Here is a 21,153-nt window from a genome sequence, read left to right on the forward strand (position 1 = left end):
TCACCAGATAACATAAAATATTCAAACAAATCAAAATTGAATAAGTAATCGTACTCTTATCAAGAGTTGGCTGAGGGATTTGGCCCTGTGAAGCCCAGCAACCGACCGTCATTCCATCCTAAGGTGGATCACACCCGTAAAACATGTTTTACAAAGGCACGGTGCTAATTCCAACAGAAAGTAATTCTTTCTGGCAGATAAGAGGTTTGAACACTACAATCAAGCCTCTTTCCAACGAAAGAGGCTTTTATATTTTCTAAAATTATAAAAGCCTCCATAAATTCTTAAACCTATTAACTTAGTAAACAAATCAGTTTAATAAACTATGGAGGGATTCCGATGTCAACAACAAAAACAGAGAAGTATCAGCCTTTAACAGAAATTTCAGCAATCAAACTTGTGAAAAAGCTAGGTCTCTTTGATGCCACAGAAGCACTGACTGCCCGTGAAATCGGTGACGGCAACTTAAATCTCGTCTTTCACATCATAAATGATCAAACGAATAAATCCATTATCGTCAAACAAGCACTTCCCTATGCAAAAGTTGTAGGCGAAAGCTGGCCTCTATCCTTGAACCGTGCCACAATTGAAAGCAATGCGCTCAAGCAATTCGGTGCATTTACGCCAGAACTTGTACCCGCTGTTTATTACCATGATGAAACGCTTGCTGTTACGGTTATGGAAGATCTGTCTCATTTAACGATTTCTCGTGCCGGACTTATTCAAGGTGAAAGTTATCCTCTGCTCTCACAACATATCGGTTCTTTTCTAGGACATATTGCCTTCAAAACGTCTGATTTCGCCTTAAAGCCTCAGGATAAAAAAGAAGAAGTTGTCAAATACAGCAACCCGGACTTATGCAATATTACGGAAGATTTAGTTTTTACAGATCCTTTTTTTGATATTGATACAAATGAATTTGAAAAAGCGCTGCGTCCTGATGTAGAAGAATTGTGGAATGACGGTGATGTAAAGCTGCAAGCAGCAAAATTAAAATATAAATTTTTAACAAATGCGCAAACGCTAATCCACGGTGATTTACATACAGGCAGCATCTTTGCTAGCAGTCAAGAAACGAAAGTGATTGATCCAGAGTTCGCTTTTTACGGTCCGTTTGGATTTGATTTAGGGCAATTTGTTGCGAATTTATTTTTAAATGCTCTTTCTCGAGAAACAAATCGCGAACCGTTATTTGCACACATTACGAACACATGGAACGTATTCAAAGATACCTTTACTGCCCTTTGGCACTCTGAAAACACTGAACCTTTCGCTAAAGATGAGCGCTTATTACATGAAATTTTAACGCAAACGTGGCAAGATGCTATTGGATATGCAGGATGTGAAATCATTCGACGTACGATTGGCTTAGCTCACGTGGCGGACTTAGACGAAATTTCTTCAGAGGAAAGAAAAATTAACGCTAAACGTACTGCGTTAAAAATTGGACGCTATTTGCTTCTGCACCAACAAGACGTTTCACCAAATGAATTTGAACATTTACTTCGATAACGAATAATGTATACAATGAAAGGATCGGTATCAGCATGACAAATACACTATCACTTCCGCGCTCAGTGGAATGGAATGAATCATATATTACTTTATTAGATCAGCAGCAGCTTCCTGGCAAAGTTGAATATATTAAGCTGCAAACCATTAAAGACGTATGGGATGCTATCACTACCTTGAAAGTACGCGGAGCTCCTGCAATTGGCATTACGGCAGCTTTTGGTCTTGCTCTTTCTGCGCTTAGCTATGACACAGATTCAGTCAAAGAATTTAACAAAAAGCTAGCTCTTGATCAACAGTATTTAGCTAGTTCACGCCCTACTGCCGTCAATTTATTTTGGGCACTGGAACGCGTAGCGAAAAGCGCTGAATCCGCTTCGTCCGTTAATGAAGCTAAAACAAAAGTTGTTCATGAAGCTATTCAAATTCAAGTAGAAGATGAAGAAACGTGCTACCGAATTGGAGATCATGCTCTTTCTTTATTTAAAAAGAAAGATAAAATCATGACAATATGTAATGCGGGTTCAATTGCTACAGCTTATTATGGAACAGCATTAGCACCTTTTCATTTATCTAAGCAGCGCGATATTCCGCTTGAAGTATTTGCTTGTGAAACAAGACCCGTTCTTCAAGGTTCTCGCTTAACAGCATGGGAACTTCAGCAGTCGGGAGTAGACGTTACGCTGATTACGGATAATATGGCCGCTCATACAATTAAAACAAAAGGAATTAATGGGATTATTGTAGGTGCTGACCGCATTGCAGCAAATGGCGATACGGCTAACAAAATTGGAACATATGGACTTGCTCTTTTAGCGAAAGCATTCGGTATTCCATTTTACGTAGCAGCACCGCAGTCCACATTTGATTTATCTATTCAAGACGGAAGCAGCATCCCTATTGAAGAACGTTCACCTAAAGAAGTAACGCACATTGGAGATACGCAAATTGCTCCAGACGGAATCTCCGTGTACAATCCAGCTTTTGATATGACGCCAAGCGAATTGATTACGGCCATTATTACAGAGCATGGAATTATCCATTCCCCGTCTTTTGAATCCATTCAAAACGTTTTGCTGCAATCTGCTCAATAAAAAAAGCCGCTGTTATGCGGCTTTTTTTATTGAGCAGTGGTTTCCAACTGCATTTGTAACACAATTGTAACAGTACTCTCTTCTTTTTCTACATATATTATAGGAGATTTCTTTTAAATAAAGGAGGAGTAACTATGAGTTCAGAGCAAAAAACAGATAAAAACAAAGCGCTGAATCGTAAGCAGCAATATCAGCTATTCGATTTATCTCAAGATGAAGAACTAAATTCCCTCCCTTCTCCTCAGCAAATTGACGGTGTTTTTGTGCAAGGAGAAGGCTGGAAATTAGACGGTGAATAGCTATTTAAACTATAGAGCGCCTTTTGCTACATTTCTTTCAAGCATTAATAGTTTCTCTTTTATATGAGTTTGGGAACCTGCATAACCTGTTAAAGCTCCGTTTTTACCGATCACACGGTGACAAGGTAAAATAATAGGCAGTGGATTTCGACGATTCGCTTGTCCCACAGCTCTTACGGCTTTAGAGCGATTAACAGACTCCGCTACATCACTATAAGACCACGTTTGTCCATAAGGTATACCTTTAAGCGTTAACCACACTTCTTTTTGGAAGTCTGTTCCTTTTATATCCAAAGGCACATCAAATGTTAGCGTGCGCCCTTCAGCATAATCCTGCAACTGTCGCTTCGCTTCTTTCACAAGATGAAAATTCTCGTCATGGACAAGTTCTTTAAGCTGCTCATTATGATCATCGCTATCAAACAAAATATGTTGAACCCCTTTTTCCGAGGCTACAATATAAATTTTCAAATCAGAAAATAAATTCATTTCTCCATAGTACATACTTGCTTATCCTTTCTATTTAGGCTGGAAGAATAACATGAAAAGCTGTTCCTTCTCCTATTTTGCTTTCCACTTCAATTCGCCCTTTATGTTCTTCGATAATTTTATATGAGACCATCAAACCGAGTCCCGTTCCTTTTTCTTTTGTCGTATAAAATGGTTCTCCTAAGCGCTTGATGCGCTCTTCTGGCATTCCGTCTCCTTGATCTCGAATGGAGACCGTCACGTAGTGCGGCTCTGTAGAGTAGACTTCAACAAAAATCCTTCCCCCGTTTGACGTGACTTCGATTGCATTTTTAATTACATTTATTAATACTTGCTTAATTTGGTTCGGCTCGCAGTACACCATTGGCAGCTGAGGGGACACACTTAGTTCAAACTGAATATTTTCTAAAAGCGCTTGAGCATTTAATAAATCAATCGTTTCTTTAACAACCGCAGCTAAATTTTTCTTTTCAAACTTTACGGCCTGTGGCTTAGCGAGTACTAGAAACTCTGTAATAATGGTTTCGATTCTTTTTAATTCGGATTTAATAATATCAAAATAAAGAGAGTGATCTTCTTGAATGCTGCTTTCTAATAGCTGAACAAACCCTTTTAAAGCCGTCATCGGGTTGCGGATTTCATGCGCAATCCCAGCTGCTAACTGTCCGACTACTTGAAGCGTATCCGATTTCCGAATCTGCTCCTGCATTTGATTTCGTTCCGTTACGTCTCTTAAAAGCGTCATATATAGACCTGGCAAGATATCTTTTTTCGTAGAGAATTCGATATTTTTAACTTTTTCGTTCCCCGTAACGTACGTAATCTCTCCTTCAGCTTCCCCTTTTTGCTCAATCGTTTCTTTATGCTCAATGACCGCATCTAAATTCGCTGAAGAAATAAAATCCTCCATGGAGTGCGCACAAATCTCCTCTTTGCTGAGTTCTAGAATATCACAAAGAGAAGAATTCACATCAATAATATTTCGCTTGCCGTCCCATAAAACTAACCCGTCAATTGAGCCATTAAAGATTTGCCTGAATTTCTCTTCGTTATTCCGAAGCTCCTGTTCGATTTTTGTACGTTCACTGATGTTTCGAAAAATGGTTAAATGGTCTCCTTCTATAATGCCTTTTTTCCCTGTGAATTCCAACTGTTTGATTTCTCCATTTGGCATGTAAAAAGGAAGCTGATTGCGAATTTCTCCTTTTGTTTGAAACGTTTGAAGCACCTTTAACGCACTAAAGCTTTTTGTATCGATAAACGTATACAAATTGCTTCCAATTAATTTGTTTAACGGGAGCTCAAATGTACGTGAAGAAGCAAGATTAGCGTTCAAGATTTCACCATCTTCTCTCCAAATCAAGATCGCTTCAATCGCATTTTCAAAAATAGCCCTGAAATTTTTTTCGCTTCTCAACAGCTGCTGTTCCATCAGCCGTTTTTCCGTCACGTCTCTCATAATGGACATATAGTATTGACTGTATATATTAGCCGTTGTGGTAAATTCAAAAAAAGTAACGTCCCCATTTTCGAGCCTGATCGGCAGCTCGCCGCTTGTCTTTCCTTCTTGATGCAGAGTTCTCCATAGTTTTTTTACCTTATAATGATAAGTAGGTTCTACAAGCTCCTCTAACGTTTTGGTTAGAAGCTGTGCTCTTGTATAATTTAATCGCTCGCAAAATGAAGGGTTCGCGTCGATAAGCTGACCGGTTCGATCAAAAATGACAATTCCATCTACCGCTTCATTAAATACATCCATAAACATATGATGACTAATAAACCGTTCATTTTCCATCATCTTGTGTTGCGTAATATCTCGAAATGTACACACAATAATGCCCGACATGTGACTATGTTTGTGTGAAGTAAATTCAACATGTTTCATCATGCCGCTTCGAAGCGTCATCGCGCCTTCATATTTGAAATAGCTTTCTTCTAAAAGCGCTGGATAATACGCTTCAATCATGTCATACGGAAAATACATCAGAAAATCTTTCATTTGATACGTTAATAGCTCATCCTTTGTTTTTTCAAACAGCCCGCAGGCTGATTCATTTGCATTTATAACTTGAAAATACTCATCAAATACGACAATGGCATCTAATACGTCATTAAAAATAGCTCGTAGCTGCTGTAATTCACCTCGCTGATTTTGCTCAGCTTCAGATGTTAATTCTCTTTGTGATGACATGCTCATTGCTCCTTTCTTTTGCACTTCCCATTTCCCCACCTTTTATCTATAGACTTAATATTCTACAAGATTTGCTTTTTACCTTTTTAAAATTAGCCACGTTTATTCAAAATGCGACATTTCTTCGCATTCTCCCGCTATTTAAAAATGAAGCATGAATAAAAGAGGCTGGGACATAATAAAATGAATTCCATCTAAAGGCGACCAAATGAGATGCATGAGCTAGCTGAACCGCTTGTGACACCGCAGTTGATTTCCGTGCAAGACTTCGCTTTCCGCGGGCGGAACAGATAAAACCTATGCTCAACATAACAAAGAAAACGAACCGTGAATCAAACATGTTGATTCACGGTTCGTTTTTCACTTCGGCTAAAATACTTTTGTCCCAGCCTCATCGATCATTCACTACAATATAAGTCGCTTGAATAGGTCCATGCACGCCAACTACTAAATTCATTTCAATATCAGCTGAATTGCTCGGTCCCGTAATAAAGTTAATGCAAGAAGCAATCGTTTCTCCCCGCTCTATTTTTTCATGAATCATTTCAGCGGCTTGTGTCATGCGAGGGACAATTGAGCTTTTAGGTATGATCGCAATATAAGTGGCTGGCAGCAAACTTACCGCTCGTCCTTTTGCAGCACTGCTAAACAAAACAACCGTTCCAGATTCCGCTAGCGTCAAATCACTGAACGTGATGCCGACATTTGCTTGTTCAGCTAGTTTAATATTCTCATCGCCTTTTACCGAATTCCATACGTGAAGGCTACGGTTTGTTTCCCATTTCTCCATCAGCGGATTCAATCCATATTCGGAAAACCTAGGATCATTCCACGTGCAGACAAGACCATTTCCATAGTTCGCTACGGCTTCCTCAAGCGCAGCTGGTAAGTGTTTCGATGATGTTTCTACATAGCGAGTATGAATACGTTCGCAATGGTTTTCAAGCTCTTTCTTTAATTGATCCGGCGAATAGCTGCGGTAGACCTCATGCTGAGGAGCATGCTTCCATTGTGGCTTTACTACGCCGCTTGTTCGCCTGCTTCGCTTAAGATTAGCAGCAATATTGTCTAAAAAACTGTCTCTATTTTGAATGCTTCCGTTCATTATCATCACTCCTTTTATCAAACCAATCTCGCAAGCGCTCTTTTGTAGGCGCCGGAAACTCTCTGCTTTCTGTCCACGCTTTTAATGGTCCAGGTCCTTTTGAAATACTGCTTCCTGACATAAAAGGAGTAAGAGCCGCCGGTGCTACTTTAGCGCCCACTGTATATAGAGAAGAAGAAGCGGCTCCCAAGCCAAATGCTTTCATCGCCAGCTTTTCTGAAATAGGTGCTTTTCCTTCTTTTTCGACAATTCGCTGCCGGTGCTTGTGTAATAGCTCATGCAGCGGAATTTTGACTGGACAGGCATCTGTACAGGCTGCGCATAAAGTTGAAGCATATGGAAGCTCTTTGTAATCTTCATAGCCTCCAAGCAAAGGAGATAATACAGCTCCAATCGGACCTGAATAAATAGATCCATATGAATGTCCTCCAATATGGCGATACACGGGACATACATTCACACATGCCGCACAGCGAATACACTGTAAAACAGATTGAAACTCAGTTCCTAAAATCGCAGATCGTCCGTTATCCACAATCACTAGGTGAAACTCTTCAGGTCCGTCTACTTCTCCCGGAAGTCTAGGTCCTGTAAGCGCTGTTACGTAACTTGTAAGCCGCTGACCTACTGCACTTCTAGTTAACAGGCTTACCAACACTTCAAACTCTTCAAATGTTGGCACAATGCGTTCCATTCCCATAACCGTAATTTGCGTTTTAGGAAGGGCTGTTGTTAATCTTGCATTTCCTTCATTGGTTACAAGTGAAATAGATCCAGATTCTGCAATCGCAAAATTACACCCTGTGATGCCCATATCAGCTGATAAAAATTCTTTTCGCAGCATTTCCCGGGCGTGAAGAGCTAGTTCTTCAGGTTTTTCTGTTTTTTTGTAAGAAAGCTTTTCCTGAAATACATCTCTAATTTGTTCTTTGTTTTTATGAAGCGCAGGAGCTACGATATGAGAAGGCGGATCGTGATCATCGACTTGCAGGATGTATTCTCCTAAGTCCGTTTCAATAACTTCACAGCCTAGTTCTTCTAAAGCGGCGTTCATATGAATTTCTTCTGTAACCATTGACTTGGATTTAACAACTTTCTTTGCCTGCTTTTGCCTCGCTACATTTTTTATGTACTCATTCGCTTCTTCAGCTGTTTGAGCGAAAAAAACGTGGCCTCCGCGTTTAGCTACATTATCAGTGAGCTGCTCTAAATAGTAATCTAAATTTTCAAGCGTATGCTGACGAATTTCTTCGCCAAGCGCTCTCCATTCTTCCCAGTTCCCTAACTCTTCCGCCGCATCTAATCTACGGCTTCTTAAACGCTCTTGAGCACCTGAAACCGCAAAGCGCATAAACGCATTATTGACTCCGTCATCGACGCGTTTTTTAAACTGATCGTTTCCTATTTTCATAGACATTCGGTATTCTCCTTTCTTTACATTCTGCTATTTAACACTTCAGCGATATGCATCACTTTTACAGGCTGTCCTTTTCGTTCAATTCTTCCCCCAATATTCATCAGACACCCGCAGTCAGCTCCAATTAAGTACTCCGCGTTTGTCTTAGCTATACAGCCCACTTTTTCATCGACCATTTGTTCAGAGATTTGCCCCATCTTAACCGAAAACGTCCCGCCAAATCCGCAGCAGTTATGACTGTTTTCAAGGTTTTCCATTTCAAGACCCTTTACATTGTTTAATAGTATAAAAGGTTCTTTTTTTACGTTTAGCAAACGCGTCATATGACAGGAAGAATGATAAGTGGCTTTCCCATTTAAGCTGGCGCCTACATCTTCCACTTTTAAAACGTTTACAATAAAATCCGTTAGCTCATACGTTTTATCAGCAAGCTTCACGGCAGGTTCATACCATGCAGCATCACCTTTAAAAAGATGGGGATACTCTTTAAACATTGTCACACACGAGCCAGATGGAGATACAACATACTCTGCATGCTCAAATGCTTTTATCATATTTTTCATTGCTTCTTTTGATTCTTTTACGTAACCGCTGTTATACGCAGGCTGCCCGCAGCATACTTGACTCTTTGGAAAATCCACTTCGCATCCTAATCGTTCTAACAATTCTACCGTCGCTTTTCCTACATTTGTTTGAAACATATCAATCAAACATGTGGCAAATAAAGATACTTTCATCATTTGCTCCCTCCAAGCTGATCATTTTACTTCTTTTAGTTAACAGGTCATCAGATGACTTAATGCTATTATACTCCTATGTTTTTCTAATTTCACTAGTTTTTCAAAAATACCTTTCTTTGTTTGCTATCTTTTCTTCATAAAAAGTAAGAGATTGAGACATAACTAAATCCTTTTAATCTAAAGACGAACAAATTGGATAAATCATTTAATGTGGATTACTTGTGACACCGCAGTTGATTTCCGTGCAAGACTGCGCTTTCCGAGGGCGGCCGATGAGCCTCCTCGTCGCTTCCGCTTTTCCCGCAGGAGTCTTCATCTTGCCCTCCAATCAACCGCTAGAAGAAACAAAACACGTGAAACCTATGTTTGTCCTATCATTAAAAAAATCCGAACGGTTTTGATTCTCCATCAAGAATCAAAACCGTTCGGATCTTCCTTCAACTAAACTACTTTTGTCTCAGCTTCTTACTTATTTATTTCCAAAAATCATCAAATACTGTGATTGGCAATTGGCGTTTATGCTGTGTTTTTAAGAAGTGACCTTCAATGACGTTACTTGCATGTTCACCTACATCTTTTCCTTCTAAATAATCGTCGATTTGCTCATACGTTACGCCAAGGGCTTCTTCATCTGGAAGCTGTGGACGATCTTCTTCCAAATCAGCCGTTGGTTTTTTCATATATAGATGCTCTGGACAGCCCAATTCTTTTAGCATTTGTTTTCCTTGTCGCTTGTTCAGACGGAAGATAGGCACTAAGTCAGCTCCTCCGTCACCAAATTTTGTATAAAATCCTGTAACAGCTTCAGCAGAGTGATCCGTTCCAAGTACGACTCCACTGTACATGCCTGCTACCGTATATTGTGCAATCATTCGTTCACGTGCTTTTACATTTCCTTTGTTGAAGTCGGAAACTTTATCATCTGCCGCTTCTTCAACAGCAGAAAGCATCGCATCTACTGCTGGTTTTACGTTAATCGAAATAGATTTTGTTGGTTGAATAAAAGCAAGTGCATCTTGACAGTCTGCTTCATCTGCCTGCACGCCGTATGGAAGACGAACAGCAATAAACTGATAGCGCTCTTCTCCGGCTTCTTCATTCAACTCATTAACCGCTAGCTGCGCCAGCTTTCCAGTTAACGTAGAATCTTGGCCGCCGGAAATACCTAGTACAAATGAACGTAAAAAAGGATATTTGTTCATGTAGGATTTCAGAAAATCAACGCTGCGGCGAATTTCTTCCGCGGGATTAATTTCTTTTTGTACGTTCATTTCTTCAATAATTTGCTTTTGTAGCTCTTTCATAAAAAAACTCTCCTCTCATTACTAGCTGATGGGATCTACACAAGCACTGTATCAGATAGTAACTTGCTTCTAGTCTCTTCGATATTTTGCATTTTGTTATCCCAGCAGTTTGTACTCAAGTCTACTGGATACTCTGTAGGACGAAATACATCTTCGTTCGATTTTGTAATGACTTTGTAGTCATCCCATAGATGCTTTAAGTTTTGTAAGCAGTAGGCTCTCATTTCTTCAATGGTAGGCTGTTCATACACAAGCTTTCCCTGTGCAAAGATTGGCTGGTGAATTTTACGTGCGTTAAAGTTCGTGACAAACTTGCTGACGTGCGTATGAATAGGGTGAAACATTTTTAAATGCTGCTCTTCATTCGGCACTTCGTCCTGCATCGTAATATAATCGCCTTCCCATTTGTGATTCACTTGATTTACAATTCGATATACTTCTTTTAGACCAGGAGTTGAAATTTTCTCTGGATTTTCTGACAGCTTAATCGTATCCACCATGTTTCCATGATCATCTTCAATCGAAACCAGCTTGTACACCGCTCCTAGCGCCGGCTGATCAAAGGACGTCATGAGTTTTGTTCCAACTCCCCATCCATCAATTTTGGCACCTTGCGCTTTCAAATCTAGAATGCTGTACTCATCAAGGTCATTCGAAGCGAAAATTTTCACATCATGATAGCCAGCTTCATCAAGCATTTTTCTTGCCTCTTGAGAAAGATATGGAAGTCTTCCGCTGTCTAATCGAATACCGATAAAGTTAATTCGTTCTCCCATTTCTTTTGCTACTTTAATAGCATTTGGAATACCTGATTTTAACGTATTATATGTATCTACTAAAAAGATACAGTTACGGTGTGATTCCGCGTACTTTTTAAACGCACTATATTCGTCACGATAGACTTGAACAAGCGCGTGGGCGTGAGTGCCGGACACAGGAATTCCAAACACTTTTCCCGCTCTTACATTACTGGTGGCGTCAAAGCCTCCAATATAAGCAGCCCTCGCTCCGTAAAAAGCAGCGTCCAGCTCATGTGCTCTTCTTGAACCAAATTCCATAAGCTGATTTGTACCCGTATGCTCATATAAATTATCTTCTCCCGCCGCCAAGCGAATACGCGAGGCTTTTGTCGCAATCAGCGGATGGAAATTTAAAATATTTAAAAGCGGCGTTTCAATAAGCTGCGCTTCTGCTAAAGGAGCGTCAATTTGCAGCATCGGTTCATTAGCAAAAATCATTTCGCCTTCTACAACCGAACGAATATTGCCGTTAAACCGAACTTGTTTTAAATAGTCGATAAACTCTGCTTCATAATGTAATTCTTCATATAAATAATCTAAGTCCGTTTCGCTAAATCTGAAATTAGCAATAAAATCAATTACTCTTTCTAGCCCGGCAAACACCGCATAACCGCTTTCAAACGGCATCCGGCGAAAGTAAGCCTCAAATACAGAACGACGCTTATGAATGTGATCTTTAAAATACGTATGCGCCATATTCAGTTCGTATAGATCTGTATGCAAAGCTAAACTATCATCACTATATTGCTTTTTCATACTTTGTAACCCTCCATTTGACAATCCTAGTTTCTATTATGTAAATCTTTTCACAATAGAGCAAGCATAAATTATCGGAAGGTGCTTGAATTTTAGTTTTTCTGTTGTTTAGGGCGCACTTTTCTACCTGAAATGGCGTTATTTTTCTTCTGGTATGTATTTCATTAATACATGTTCAACATTATCAAGATGACTCATCATAAAATGCTGAGCATCTTCTGCATGCTGAGAGAGAATAGCTTCATAAATTTGCTGATGCTCTTTATAAATCCGTTCAGCCGTTTTCTCTTCTGCATAAAGCCAGATGCGTCTTGTCTCTTTCATCGTTTCAATCATCATTTCTGATACGTTATTCATAAGCTTTACTAAAAGCGGATTTTGTGAGGCTTTGGCAATGGCTAAATGAAAAGTGAAATCTGCTTTCTCTCCCAGTTCTTCATTGCCAAACGCTCCTTTCATTTGTTCCAGACTATTAGACAGCTGTTCGAGATCCGCATCTGTTCTCTTTTGAGCTGCCGCTCGAACAGCTCCAATTTCTAATACTTTTCTCACTTCAAGTAAATGCTCAATATCGTTTTTATTCATTAATACAGCGCTAGTTACAGGCAAGGACAGCATATCTGAGTTAAATTCGCGTACAAATGTGCCTTCTCCTTGCTTCATCTCCAGAAGCCCCATCGCCCGCAAAGCGCTAAGAGCTTCACGAATAGCTGAGCGTCCTACCTGGAAATTTTCCGCCAGCTGCTGCACTGAATCCAAACGGTCTCCAGGCTTCAAGCTGCCTTCTTTTATATTCTCAAGAAGCGTTTCGGCTACTTCTTCGTATATTTTTTTTGGCTTAATTCGCTTATATTCCACGTTTTCCACCTCATTTTTTTCGTTCACCAAGGTTCACATTAACCGAGACTCTTTCTTCTTTTACGTTTCTGTTACATTTTACCGAAATCTTTTCCCCGCCACAACAAAAGTGCAAAGGTATTTATACTTTATTTCTCAAATGTGCTAAAATAGTAAATTGATTTCATATTACGAGTTAAAAGGAGCTTTTTGAATGAACATTGTTGTCAGTACATTGAATGCGAAGTATATTCATACTTCTTTAGCCCTTCGATGTTTAAAAGCCTATGCCGAGCCTGACTATAAAGTGGATATGGCCGAATATACGATTAAAGATCCTGCTATGAACATTGTCACGGATTTATATAAACGCAACCCAGATATTATTGGTTTCAGCTGTTACATTTGGAATATTGAAGAAACGATTAAAGTCGCACAAATGCTTAAAAAAATTAATCCCGAGCTCATCATTATATTCGGTGGACCAGAAGTAACCTATGACGTAACTCACTGGCTAGAGCGTATTCCTGAAGCTGACTTTATCGCTATTGGTGAAGGAGAAGAAACATTCAAACAGCTGTTAGATGAACTTCACGGCGAGCGTCAGTTTGAAAACGTAAGCGGCGTGGCTTTCCGAAAAGAAGGAAAACCAGTTGTTAATCCACAGCGCAATAAAATTGATCTGCGCGAAATGCCTTCCCCTTTCCGTTTTGAAGAAGACCGCCAAGAACTTTCAAAACGCGTTGTGTATATTGAAACAAGCCGCGGCTGTCCGTTTAGCTGTCAGTTCTGTCTCTCTTCTATTGAAGTAGGCGTTCGTTATTTCGACCGAGAAAAAGTAAAAGAAGATATTCGCTATTTAATGGATAACGGAGCGCGCACGATTAAGTTCGTAGACCGCACGTTCAACATCAGCCGCAGCTACGCCATGGAAATGTTCCAATTTTTAATTGATGAACATCGTGAAGGTACCGTATTTCAGTTTGAAATTACTGCCGATATTATGCGCCCAGAAGTTATTCAGTTCTTAAACGATAACGCGCCAAAAGGATTATTCCGCTTTGAAATTGGCGTTCAATCTACCAATGATGCCGTTAATGAACTAGTCAAACGTAAACAAAACTTCAAGAAATTAACGCGCACCGTAACAATGGTAAAAGAAGGCGGAAAGATTGACCAGCATTTAGATTTAATCGCGGGTCTCCCAGACGAAGATTATAACTCATTTAAAAATACGTTTAATGATGTATTTGCACTTCGTCCCGAAGAGCTTCAGCTAGGCTTTTTAAAAATGCTTCGCGGCACCGGCTTACGCTTAAGCGCGCCTCGCTATAATTATCAATACATGGATCAGTCGCCTTATGAAATTTTAAGTAATAACGTTTTGCCATTTTCAGATGTCGTACGTATCAAACATGTAGAAGATATTTTAGAAAAGTTTTGGAATGATCATCGAATGGATGAAACAATCGAGTTTTTAGTAGAGCACTGCTATGATACGCCTTTTGATTTCTTCCAAAACTTTGGGACGTATTGGGATGAAATGGGCTGGGTTCGAATCGGTCATCAGCTTGAAGATTTATTCAGACGCCTTAGACAGTATATTCAAACAGAGAATTTTTCAAATGAAGAAATGATTGAAGGATTTATGAAAATTGATTATTTACAAAACCAAAAGCATAAGCCTCGTAAGCCTTGGTGGGACGATAAAGTAGAAAAACAAGTCCGCTCTCATTACTATCAGCAAATGCTTGCTAATCCTTCTATCATGGGACAGGCTTTTGAAGCTGAACAGCTTGCTGAAAAAGAATTATACAAGCACACTGTTTTAGAGATTCTTCCATTCGATTATATGTATTATAAACAAACGGGCCAAATCAATGAACAACCATCTGTTCTTCTTGCTTATTATGATCAAAAAGCAAATGATACAAAACTTTATTCAGCACCTGTAGAAGCATTTGGCCTTCCAGTTGTAAGCTAAAACCTCGGATATCCGAGGTTTTTTTCTTTAGCATTCTTTTTTCTTTTCATGCTCTTTATCAGACTTTGTTTTTCCTAGGGATTCATATATTTTAGCTGAGTTCGGATCGCCCATTTCCGTTCCAAACTCTTCTTGCAGTAATTGTTTTTGTTTTGCTTCGGTGCTCGCGATGTGCTTATTATCTTGTTTATGTTTGCTCATCGTTACTTACCTTGCTTTCCTTTTTTAGAATTGCGATTCGCGCCTTTAGCTGGCTCCTCGCCGCCAGCATATTCAGCAGCAAATTCTGCATCTGAAAGGCTCTCTTTTGGTGTATTATTGTTAGTCAGTGCTGGTTTGTACCCTACTTTACGCTTTGCCATCATCTATCCCTCCTATGCTTGGAAGTCCATTGAACTTCCTTTTCTTAGAATGCACTTTCTGATGCGCAATATAAGCAGAAAAAGCTGTAAAAAAGCGGTTGAAACATAACGAAATCACTTTAATCTAAAGACAAACAAATGGGATAAATGAGTTCATCTGAACCGCTTGTGACACCGCTGTTGATTTCCGTGCAAGCTTGATTAAGAATTAAGCTCGTTCGGATCCTTCTTCAATTAACATATTTTTACCTCAGCCTCTTTTATCCAATAATAATACGTTCTTTCGGATAGTGATAATCCGGTTCAGACGTTGGACGGCGAAGCATTAAGATAAATGAAAACATACCGATTCGGCCAATAAACATTAAAATCATAATAACGCATTTACCGATATCAGAAAGCCCTCCTGTAATTCCCATTGATAAACCGGTTGTCCCAAAAGCTGAACACACTTCAAAAATAAGCTCAATGAGAGAAAAATGTTCTGTAATACTTAAAATAAGAAGAGAAATGGAGCAAATGATTACAGCTAACATCGATACAGCTACTGATTTAATAATGTCATCTTCATGAATTTCGCGGCGAAAGATTTTAATCGTCTTATTTCCTCTTACGTAATAAAACAGGAAAAGAATATTTAATGCAAACGTCGTTGTACGAATTCCTCCCCCTACTGAGCTCGGTGAAGCCCCGATAAACATCATCGCGCTCATCATAATTAACGTAGGAAGCGAAAACTCATTAATATTCATGGTCGCCACTCCTCCGCTCCTTGTGGCAGCGGATTGGAAAAACGCATAAAAGAACGATTCATCCCAAGACTTATCTGCTAAAAATCCTGAATGCTCTAGCACAAGAATTAATATTGTTCCTCCTGCTAACAGCAGAAAAAACATAATGGTTGTTAGCTTCGTAAATAGCGAAAATTGAAATTTACGCTTATCTTTAAAAGTTAAAAAATAGTGCTTAATCTCAATTAATACAGGGAATCCAATCGCTCCAAGCGTAATTAAAATAACGGTTACTACTTGTACAAAATAATCATGGGCATACGGAATAAATGAAGATCCTGTAATATCGAAGCCGGCATTTGTAGTAGCGCTGACAGAAGCAAAGAAACCATGCAAAAACGCATCTGTCCAGCTCGAATAATAACGGAGAAAATGTAATCCTAAAATAATGGCGCCAGCTAGTTCAATAGCAAAAATAATAAATAAAATATTTCTCATCAAGTCAACTAATCCTGATAAGCGGGATTGGTTATGATCTGTCATAATGAGCTGACGTTCCTTCAAACCAATTTTCTTACCTAAAATCATCCAAATGAATGTACTGAGTGTCATCACACCAATACCACCGATTTGAAAGATAAAAGCGAGCAAAAAATAGCCCGTCGTACTAAACGTATCCGGAGTAGAGACAGGTGTCAGCCCTGTTACACTTACCGCACTAACGGCAATAAATAAGCGATCAATAAATGCTAACTTCACTCCCGGCCTTAAAGCTTCTGGAATACTAAGCAATAGAAATCCAAGCGTAACAGCCACTATGTAAAATGTAACAATAATTTGAGCTGAAGACATCTGCCTTACTCGTCGTTTCCATGGTTGCGGCATAATCTGACATTCCTTTTTTATTATAATACTAATAGTTTTCTTCTTTCTTCCCAAAGCATACTCATTGTTACACGGATCCCAATATCCATGTAAAAAATCCCATGTTCAAGAAGGTGACTACATTAGTATAAAAGAAGTCACTTCACTTGTCATTAGATATCATAAATCCAAGTAGCCCGCATAAAGAACCTTCACTCAATATTGTCTGTTTACACAAAAAACGAGGTCGAGACATAATTAAATTAATCTAATCTAAAGACAAATAAATGAGATACATGAGCTCGTATGGACACTTGAGACACCGCTGTTGATTTCCGTGCAAGACTTCGCTTTCTGCGAGCGGCCGCTGAGCCCGCAGGAGTCTTCGCCTTGCCCTCCAATCACCAGCTAGAAGCAACTACGTACTTGAAACCTACGTTCACCATAACAAAAAAAACGAACCACTGATATCAATGGTTCGTTTTTCACTTCGGCTAAAATACTTTTGCCCCAGCCTCGTCTTTATTTTATTTAGAGCGTTTTTCTAGCCAATCGCCGATTGAAGGATATGTTTCCTTCACTGCTTTTGGACCAAAAACAACAGATACGTGACCTGTTTGCAGCAATTTGTACTCTTTATCTTCACTTGAAACAGCGTCCATTAAAGCTGCCACTTGATGCGGCATCGCAATATGATCACGGCTAGCAGCAATGTTTAAAATATTAGCTTTAATATTTTTTAAATCTACCTTGCGTCCGCGAACTTCAAGTTCACCATTAATTAATTTATTTTGTTGATAGAAGTCGCGAATCCACTGACGATAAGCTTCACCAGCAAACGGGATTCCATCAGCAACCCACTTTTGCATGAGCTTCCAGCTTTCAACAAAACGCTGATTTTCCGAACGATCCACCAGCGTTACATATGGACCGTAGAAATTCGTGATTGGCTTTAACATCTTGTTTCCAAAGTCAATCATCTCTGGAGGGATATTTCCAAATGTATCTACTGCTTTATCTAAATTAAAGTAGCGATCGTCTAGGAATGCCCCGTATAAACCTGTATCCGAAAAATCAAATGGACTTGTCATAAAAATTAAGTTTTTAATCGGCAAGTCTTCATTTAATGCAGCAAAAATAGATGTCATGGTTCCGCCCATGCAGTAACCAAGAACAGACAACTCAGGAGATTTAGAAGTGCGCAGCACCTTTTTCGCCGCTTTTGGAATATAATCCACAATATAATCATCTAGCTTCATATTGCTGTCTTCAAGTCCAGGAGTTCCCCAGTCAAGTAAATACACGTCAAAACCGCGGTTTAATAAGTATTCAACAAGACTGTTTCCAGGCGTTAAATCTAAAATATACGGTTTATTGATCAGTGCATATACGAGTAAAATTGGTGTTTTATGCAGGTTATCTTTTACTGGCGTATAGCGATATAATTTCGCTTTATTCTTTTTCCAAATAACCTCTTTTGGTGTTAATCCAACTTCCGGTTCCGCTTCTGTTGTCATAATTTCATATGCACGCTTAAAACGTCTTGCAGAACTTTTATATTCACTTGGCATTGATTTGATTAGTTTTTCCCACTCTTGCACGTAAGGAATTGCCACGAATATACACACCCTTTCATTTCATTAGTAGTTAGTTAACAAGCACAGCCCCGACAAAAGTCAGGGCCAGCATCTATTACATGTATAAGCCGCCGTTAATGTTTAACTGTTGTCCTGTAATGTACGCGCCGTCTTTTGCTAAGTAAACAACTCCGCGTGCAATTTCTTCAGCGTGGCCTAAGCGACGAGTTGGGATTTTTGCTACAACTTTTGCACGAACTTCTTCCGGCATTGCCATTACCATTTCCGTCTCAATAAATCCTGGGCAAATTGCATTAACTGTTACGCCTGACTTAGCTAGTTCAAGAGCTAATGATTTAGTGAATCCTAGCATACCTGCTTTAGCAGCTGAGTAGTTTGTTTGACCAAATCCGCCCGCTTGACCAATAATTGATGAAATATTGATAACACGACCACCTTCAGATTCTAAAAGGTGCGTTAGCGCAGCTGATGTTGTGTTGTATACGCTATGTAAGTTTACATCAATTACTTTTTTCCAATCTTCTTCACCTAACTTCTTGAATGAACGGTCGCGCGTAATTCCAGCATTGTTTACTAGAATGTCTAATTGACCAAACGCAGCTTTTGTTTCTTCGATTAGGTGTTTTGCTTGATCTACATAAGACACGTCAGCTTGAACCGCAATAGCTTCTCCGCCGTTGTCTTTAATTTCTTTTACAATTGCTTCTGCAGATTCTTTACTGCTGTTATAGTTTACTGCTACTTTTACTCCATTAGAAGCAAGCTCACGTGTAATTGCTGCCCCGATACCTTTAGATCCGCCTGTTACGATTGCTACTTTACCTTGTAATGTTGTCATGAAAAATTTCCCCCTTGCTTCTTCAGCGATGATTTTTACTGTAAATACAGCAGTTAATGTTGTTATAAAAAACCATATACCTTACTTGCGAGCTGGCTGCTCAGTTTTTTGAGCGTTTGATGGTTTTGCTTCAGATTTAGCTTCTGCCTTTGGCTTTTCAGCTAATTTTTCTTGTTTTTCTAACAGCTGAGCCTGAAGCTGCTCACCCTGAGTTTTAATTTGTTGTTGAATCGTTTCTTTTAACTCGTCTTGTGTTTTTTGCTGCCCTTCAAGAAGAGATAAAACTTTGTCGAGTTTTTTGTCTAACGATTTGACATCAGATTTCAGCTTAGTTACATCTTTTTTCAAAGCAGATGCACTTTCTTGCTGTGCTTCTAATTCATCAAAACGATCGTCAAATTGCTCTTCTAATAATTCTACTTTTTCTTCCACATTGATGACTAATGACGCAACGTTTGCTACATCTTCTTTTGTGGGTACATTTACTTGGTGCAGATAGCGCCCGGTTACTTCATTTACTGCTTGTTGATATTGAAGGTTCATATTTAGCACATTTCCCATGAGCTGGGAAAATTCTTCACGATTCATATTGTCCCCAATAACTTTACCCCAGTAAGATTCGGTTTTGTCATATACGTCTTTCCATGCTTGAAACGGATCAAATACTTTTTGCTGTTCCAAAACTCCATCTCCTTTCTTGTGTACGTTAAAAGTGATGGCTTTCAATATGGACACTTAATGTGACAAGCGACATATTAGAAGCTCTAAGTAAACGCAACCAATTTTGCGTTTATTTATTGGATAATGTAAATCTTTTCACAATTCACTTACCAACAAATTATAAATGTTATAAAAATTACCTACATGTACTATTATAAATTCGTTTCCCAAAATAAACAATTCTAAATCTTTGTTTATTTTTGAATTTTTTTGACGCTTTTTGTCGAAACCCAAAAAATCGTTCTTTTTTCCTGTATTTGAAAGACCTGTTTTAAAGTGTTGACAATTTTTTCATCTAGGTGTAAATTACACATATAGAAAACAAATTCTCTTTTTTCGAAGGGGTGATTACCTTGGGATCAAGTGAAAAAGATAACACCTCTAATTCAAACAACTTAGAAAAATCGATTAGCGGTGCACCAAAAAACTTGATGGTTCCTTTTCTTCTTTTAAGTTTAAGAGGTTGGAATCTACATGGTTACAAGCTCATTCAGCAACTAATGAGCTTTGGATTCACATCAGTTGATCAAGGAAATGTCTACCGCACGCTGAGACAGCTTGAAAAAGACAACTTGATTACATCGCAATGGGATACCTCAGCTGAAGGACCTGCACGCCGGATTTATTCATTAACAGATGCCGGTGAACAATATTTAAGCATGTGGGCTAATTCGCTTGAACAGTATCAAAACATGTTAGATTCATTTTTTCACATGTATACCGACATGTTGTTCCCTTTTAGCTCTTCTTCTTCTAAAAAGTCAAAAGAATCAAAAGAGGAAGAAAACGATTAAAGGGATTCACGCAGTACATCTGCGTTTCCTAATATAATGTTAAATTTCACGGTCAAACAGCGAGCGCGGAATGTTAGGTTTACTACACAACTACGAATTTCTTCTTTAACGTTTTGTTCATTACGATAACTGTTCGCCAGACCAAATTATTCAAGGAGGAATTTGATTATGTCAACAGTAAAGTATGATACAGTAATTGATGCAATGTGGGAACAATGGACAAAGGGGTTACAAAACATTGCAGACGGAAACAAACAAATTGAGCAATGGACGTTAAAAGCACTTGAGCAACAGCAAGAATTTGTAACAAAAGCAGTTGAACAACTTCAAGCAACAGACAAACAGTGGAAAGCTGAATTAGAAGATCTTCAACAAAAAACAGTTGAAAACTTACGTAAAACAGCTGGAAACGCTGTTGCCGATTCTTATGAGGAATGGACAAACCGCACGCATGAAGCATTAAATAAATTACAAGAGCTTTCTCTTAACCAAAGCAAATCAAGCTATTCTTTAGTAAAGCAAGCTCAAGAACAATATCATCAAGTAGTAACACAATTAGTAGAAGAGCAAAAGAAAACGCGCCAAGAGTTCCAACACGTATCTGATGCATACGTAGAGCAAGTTAAATCTCTTCAAAAATCATTTGCTCAGTCTCTTGAGCAATATGCAGTTGTAAAATAATATATAAAAAAGCCCAGCTTCTTTGAAAGCTGGGCTT

20 protein-coding genes and 1 riboswitch are annotated in these 21,153 nt (G+C 39.0%); of the genes, 6 read left to right on the forward strand and 14 right to left on the reverse strand.

The features are described from left to right. The first annotated feature begins 53 nt into the window (after positions 1-53). A riboswitch (SAM riboswitch) is annotated at positions 54-204 on the forward strand. 135 nt (positions 205-339) lie between these two features. The 3 genes from mtnK to N178_RS27030 all read left to right on the forward strand — a co-directional run bounded on the left by mtnK (position 340) and on the right by N178_RS27030 (position 2,905). Next, positions 340-1,512 (forward strand): S-methyl-5-thioribose kinase, encoded by a 1,173-nt coding sequence (mtnK, locus tag N178_RS13575; RefSeq protein ID WP_045292828.1) that lies wholly within the window; start codon positions 340-342, stop codon positions 1,510-1,512. 35 nt (positions 1,513-1,547) lie between these two features. Further along, positions 1,548-2,606: an S-methyl-5-thioribose-1-phosphate isomerase gene (gene mtnA / locus N178_RS13580; RefSeq protein ID WP_045292829.1), complete on the forward strand. Its 1,059-nt coding sequence runs from the start codon at positions 1,548-1,550 to the stop codon at positions 2,604-2,606. Between the two features lie 134 nt (positions 2,607-2,740). Beyond that, complete coding sequence (locus N178_RS27030) at positions 2,741-2,905, forward strand: hypothetical protein (RefSeq protein ID WP_169746666.1); 165 nt, start codon at positions 2,741-2,743, stop codon at positions 2,903-2,905. A 9-nt stretch (positions 2,906-2,914) separates the two neighbouring features. On the opposite strand, the gene N178_RS13585 is transcribed toward N178_RS27030, so the two are convergent. The 8 genes from N178_RS13585 to N178_RS13620 form a co-directional block, all read right to left on the reverse strand. Beyond that, on the reverse strand, positions 2,915-3,409 hold the full coding sequence (locus N178_RS13585) for a methylated-DNA--[protein]-cysteine S-methyltransferase (protein ID WP_045292830.1): 495 nt from the start codon (positions 3,407-3,409) through the stop codon (positions 2,915-2,917). A 19-nt stretch (positions 3,410-3,428) separates the two neighbouring features. Continuing rightward, complete coding sequence (locus tag N178_RS13590) at positions 3,429-5,585, reverse strand: PAS domain S-box protein (protein WP_237758469.1); 2,157 nt, start codon at positions 5,583-5,585, stop codon at positions 3,429-3,431. Positions 5,586-5,976: 391 nt separating this feature from the next. Further along, positions 5,977-6,690, reverse strand: coding sequence for a LutC/YkgG family protein (locus N178_RS13595; protein ID WP_045292831.1), 714 nt, complete (start codon positions 6,688-6,690; stop codon positions 5,977-5,979). Then, positions 6,668-8,107 (reverse strand): LutB/LldF family L-lactate oxidation iron-sulfur protein, encoded by a 1,440-nt coding sequence (locus tag N178_RS13600; protein WP_045292832.1) that lies wholly within the window; start codon positions 8,105-8,107, stop codon positions 6,668-6,670. Before N178_RS13600 ends, N178_RS13595 begins: the two co-directional genes overlap by 23 nt. Before the next feature lie 17 nt (positions 8,108-8,124). Continuing rightward, entirely contained in the window at positions 8,125-8,844 is a 720-nt protein-coding gene (locus N178_RS13605; protein WP_045292852.1) for a (Fe-S)-binding protein, read from the reverse strand. A gap of 476 nt (positions 8,845-9,320) precedes the next feature. Continuing rightward, positions 9,321-10,151, reverse strand: coding sequence for an ammonia-dependent NAD(+) synthetase (gene nadE, locus N178_RS13610; protein WP_045292833.1), 831 nt, complete (start codon positions 10,149-10,151; stop codon positions 9,321-9,323). A 35-nt stretch (positions 10,152-10,186) separates the two neighbouring features. Continuing rightward, positions 10,187-11,707 (reverse strand): nicotinate phosphoribosyltransferase, encoded by a 1,521-nt coding sequence (locus tag N178_RS13615; protein ID WP_045292834.1) that lies wholly within the window; start codon positions 11,705-11,707, stop codon positions 10,187-10,189. A 138-nt stretch (positions 11,708-11,845) separates the two neighbouring features. Further along, a complete protein-coding gene (locus tag N178_RS13620) occupies positions 11,846-12,565 on the reverse strand; it encodes a FadR/GntR family transcriptional regulator (protein ID WP_045292836.1) in 720 nt (239 codons plus the stop codon). A gap of 193 nt (positions 12,566-12,758) precedes the next feature. On the opposite strand from N178_RS13620, the gene N178_RS13625 reads away from it, so the two are divergent. Beyond that, complete coding sequence (locus tag N178_RS13625) at positions 12,759-14,528, forward strand: B12-binding domain-containing radical SAM protein (RefSeq protein ID WP_045292838.1); 1,770 nt, start codon at positions 12,759-12,761, stop codon at positions 14,526-14,528. Positions 14,529-14,555: 27 nt separating this feature from the next. Here the strand turns inward: N178_RS13625 and N178_RS27035 are convergent, their stop codons facing one another. From N178_RS27035 to phaR, 6 genes are all read right to left on the reverse strand, one after another. Next, positions 14,556-14,729, reverse strand: coding sequence for a hypothetical protein (locus N178_RS27035; protein WP_169746667.1), 174 nt, complete (start codon positions 14,727-14,729; stop codon positions 14,556-14,558). A 2-nt stretch (positions 14,730-14,731) separates the two neighbouring features. Beyond that, a complete protein-coding gene (locus N178_RS27040; protein WP_045292840.1) occupies positions 14,732-14,893 on the reverse strand; it encodes a hypothetical protein in 162 nt (53 codons plus the stop codon). A gap of 257 nt (positions 14,894-15,150) precedes the next feature. After that, the gene (locus N178_RS13635) at positions 15,151-16,530 is read right to left on the reverse strand and encodes a TrkH family potassium uptake protein (protein WP_328121564.1); all 1,380 of its coding nucleotides are present in this window, start codon (positions 16,528-16,530) and stop codon (positions 15,151-15,153) included. Positions 16,531-17,012: 482 nt separating this feature from the next. Beyond that, entirely contained in the window at positions 17,013-18,101 is a 1,089-nt protein-coding gene (locus N178_RS13640; protein ID WP_028407874.1) for a class III poly(R)-hydroxyalkanoic acid synthase subunit PhaC, read from the reverse strand. 76 nt (positions 18,102-18,177) lie between these two features. Then, positions 18,178-18,921 carry an acetoacetyl-CoA reductase gene (phbB, locus tag N178_RS13645; protein WP_014461095.1) on the reverse strand — a complete coding sequence of 248 codons (744 nt, stop codon included), beginning with the start codon at positions 18,919-18,921 and terminating at the stop codon, positions 18,178-18,180. A gap of 81 nt (positions 18,922-19,002) precedes the next feature. Continuing rightward, positions 19,003-19,602, reverse strand: coding sequence for a polyhydroxyalkanoic acid synthase subunit PhaR (gene phaR, locus N178_RS13650; protein ID WP_028407873.1), 600 nt, complete (start codon positions 19,600-19,602; stop codon positions 19,003-19,005). 392 nt (positions 19,603-19,994) lie between these two features. On the opposite strand from phaR, the gene phaQ reads away from it, so the two are divergent. Continuing rightward, complete coding sequence (gene phaQ / locus N178_RS13655) at positions 19,995-20,435, forward strand: poly-beta-hydroxybutyrate-responsive repressor (RefSeq protein ID WP_013055935.1); 441 nt, start codon at positions 19,995-19,997, stop codon at positions 20,433-20,435. 168 nt (positions 20,436-20,603) lie between these two features. Beyond that, a complete protein-coding gene (gene phaP / locus N178_RS13660; protein ID WP_014461097.1) occupies positions 20,604-21,116 on the forward strand; it encodes a polyhydroxyalkanoic acid inclusion protein PhaP in 513 nt (170 codons plus the stop codon). The last annotated feature ends 37 nt before the right edge of the window (positions 21,117-21,153 follow it).

The organism is Priestia aryabhattai B8W22 (genome assembly GCF_000956595.1).
Taxonomy (GTDB): Bacteria; Bacillota; Bacilli; order Bacillales; family Bacillaceae_H; genus Priestia; species Priestia aryabhattai.

What these genes read in the sequence shown, in the direction of transcription:
- phaP (WP_014461097.1), top strand. Translation starts at nt 20,604, where the DNA reads ATGTCAACAGTAAAGTATGATACAGTAATTGATGCAATGTGGGAACAA.
- N178_RS27040 (WP_045292840.1), bottom strand. Translation starts at nt 14,893, where the DNA reads ATGATGGCAAAGCGTAAAGTAGGGTACAAACCAGCACTGACTAACAAT.
- N178_RS13590 (WP_237758469.1), bottom strand. Translation starts at nt 5,585, where the DNA reads ATGTCATCACAAAGAGAATTAACATCTGAAGCTGAGCAAAATCAGCGA.
- mtnA (WP_045292829.1), top strand. Translation starts at nt 1,548, where the DNA reads ATGACAAATACACTATCACTTCCGCGCTCAGTGGAATGGAATGAATCA.
- N178_RS13625 (WP_045292838.1), top strand. Translation starts at nt 12,759, where the DNA reads ATGAACATTGTTGTCAGTACATTGAATGCGAAGTATATTCATACTTCT.
- N178_RS13605 (WP_045292852.1), bottom strand. Translation starts at nt 8,844, where the DNA reads ATGAAAGTATCTTTATTTGCCACATGTTTGATTGATATGTTTCAAACA.
- mtnK (WP_045292828.1), top strand. Translation starts at nt 340, where the DNA reads ATGTCAACAACAAAAACAGAGAAGTATCAGCCTTTAACAGAAATTTCA.
- N178_RS27035 (WP_169746667.1), bottom strand. Translation starts at nt 14,729, where the DNA reads ATGAGCAAACATAAACAAGATAATAAGCACATCGCGAGCACCGAAGCA.
- nadE (WP_045292833.1), bottom strand. Translation starts at nt 10,151, where the DNA reads ATGAAAGAGCTACAAAAGCAAATTATTGAAGAAATGAACGTACAAAAA.
- N178_RS27030 (WP_169746666.1), top strand. Translation starts at nt 2,741, where the DNA reads ATGAGTTCAGAGCAAAAAACAGATAAAAACAAAGCGCTGAATCGTAAG.
- N178_RS13595 (WP_045292831.1), bottom strand. Translation starts at nt 6,690, where the DNA reads ATGAACGGAAGCATTCAAAATAGAGACAGTTTTTTAGACAATATTGCT.
- N178_RS13600 (WP_045292832.1), bottom strand. Translation starts at nt 8,107, where the DNA reads ATGTCTATGAAAATAGGAAACGATCAGTTTAAAAAACGCGTCGATGAC.
- phbB (WP_014461095.1), bottom strand. Translation starts at nt 18,921, where the DNA reads ATGACAACATTACAAGGTAAAGTAGCAATCGTAACAGGCGGATCTAAA.
- N178_RS13615 (WP_045292834.1), bottom strand. Translation starts at nt 11,707, where the DNA reads ATGAAAAAGCAATATAGTGATGATAGTTTAGCTTTGCATACAGATCTA.
- N178_RS13585 (WP_045292830.1), bottom strand. Translation starts at nt 3,409, where the DNA reads ATGTACTATGGAGAAATGAATTTATTTTCTGATTTGAAAATTTATATT.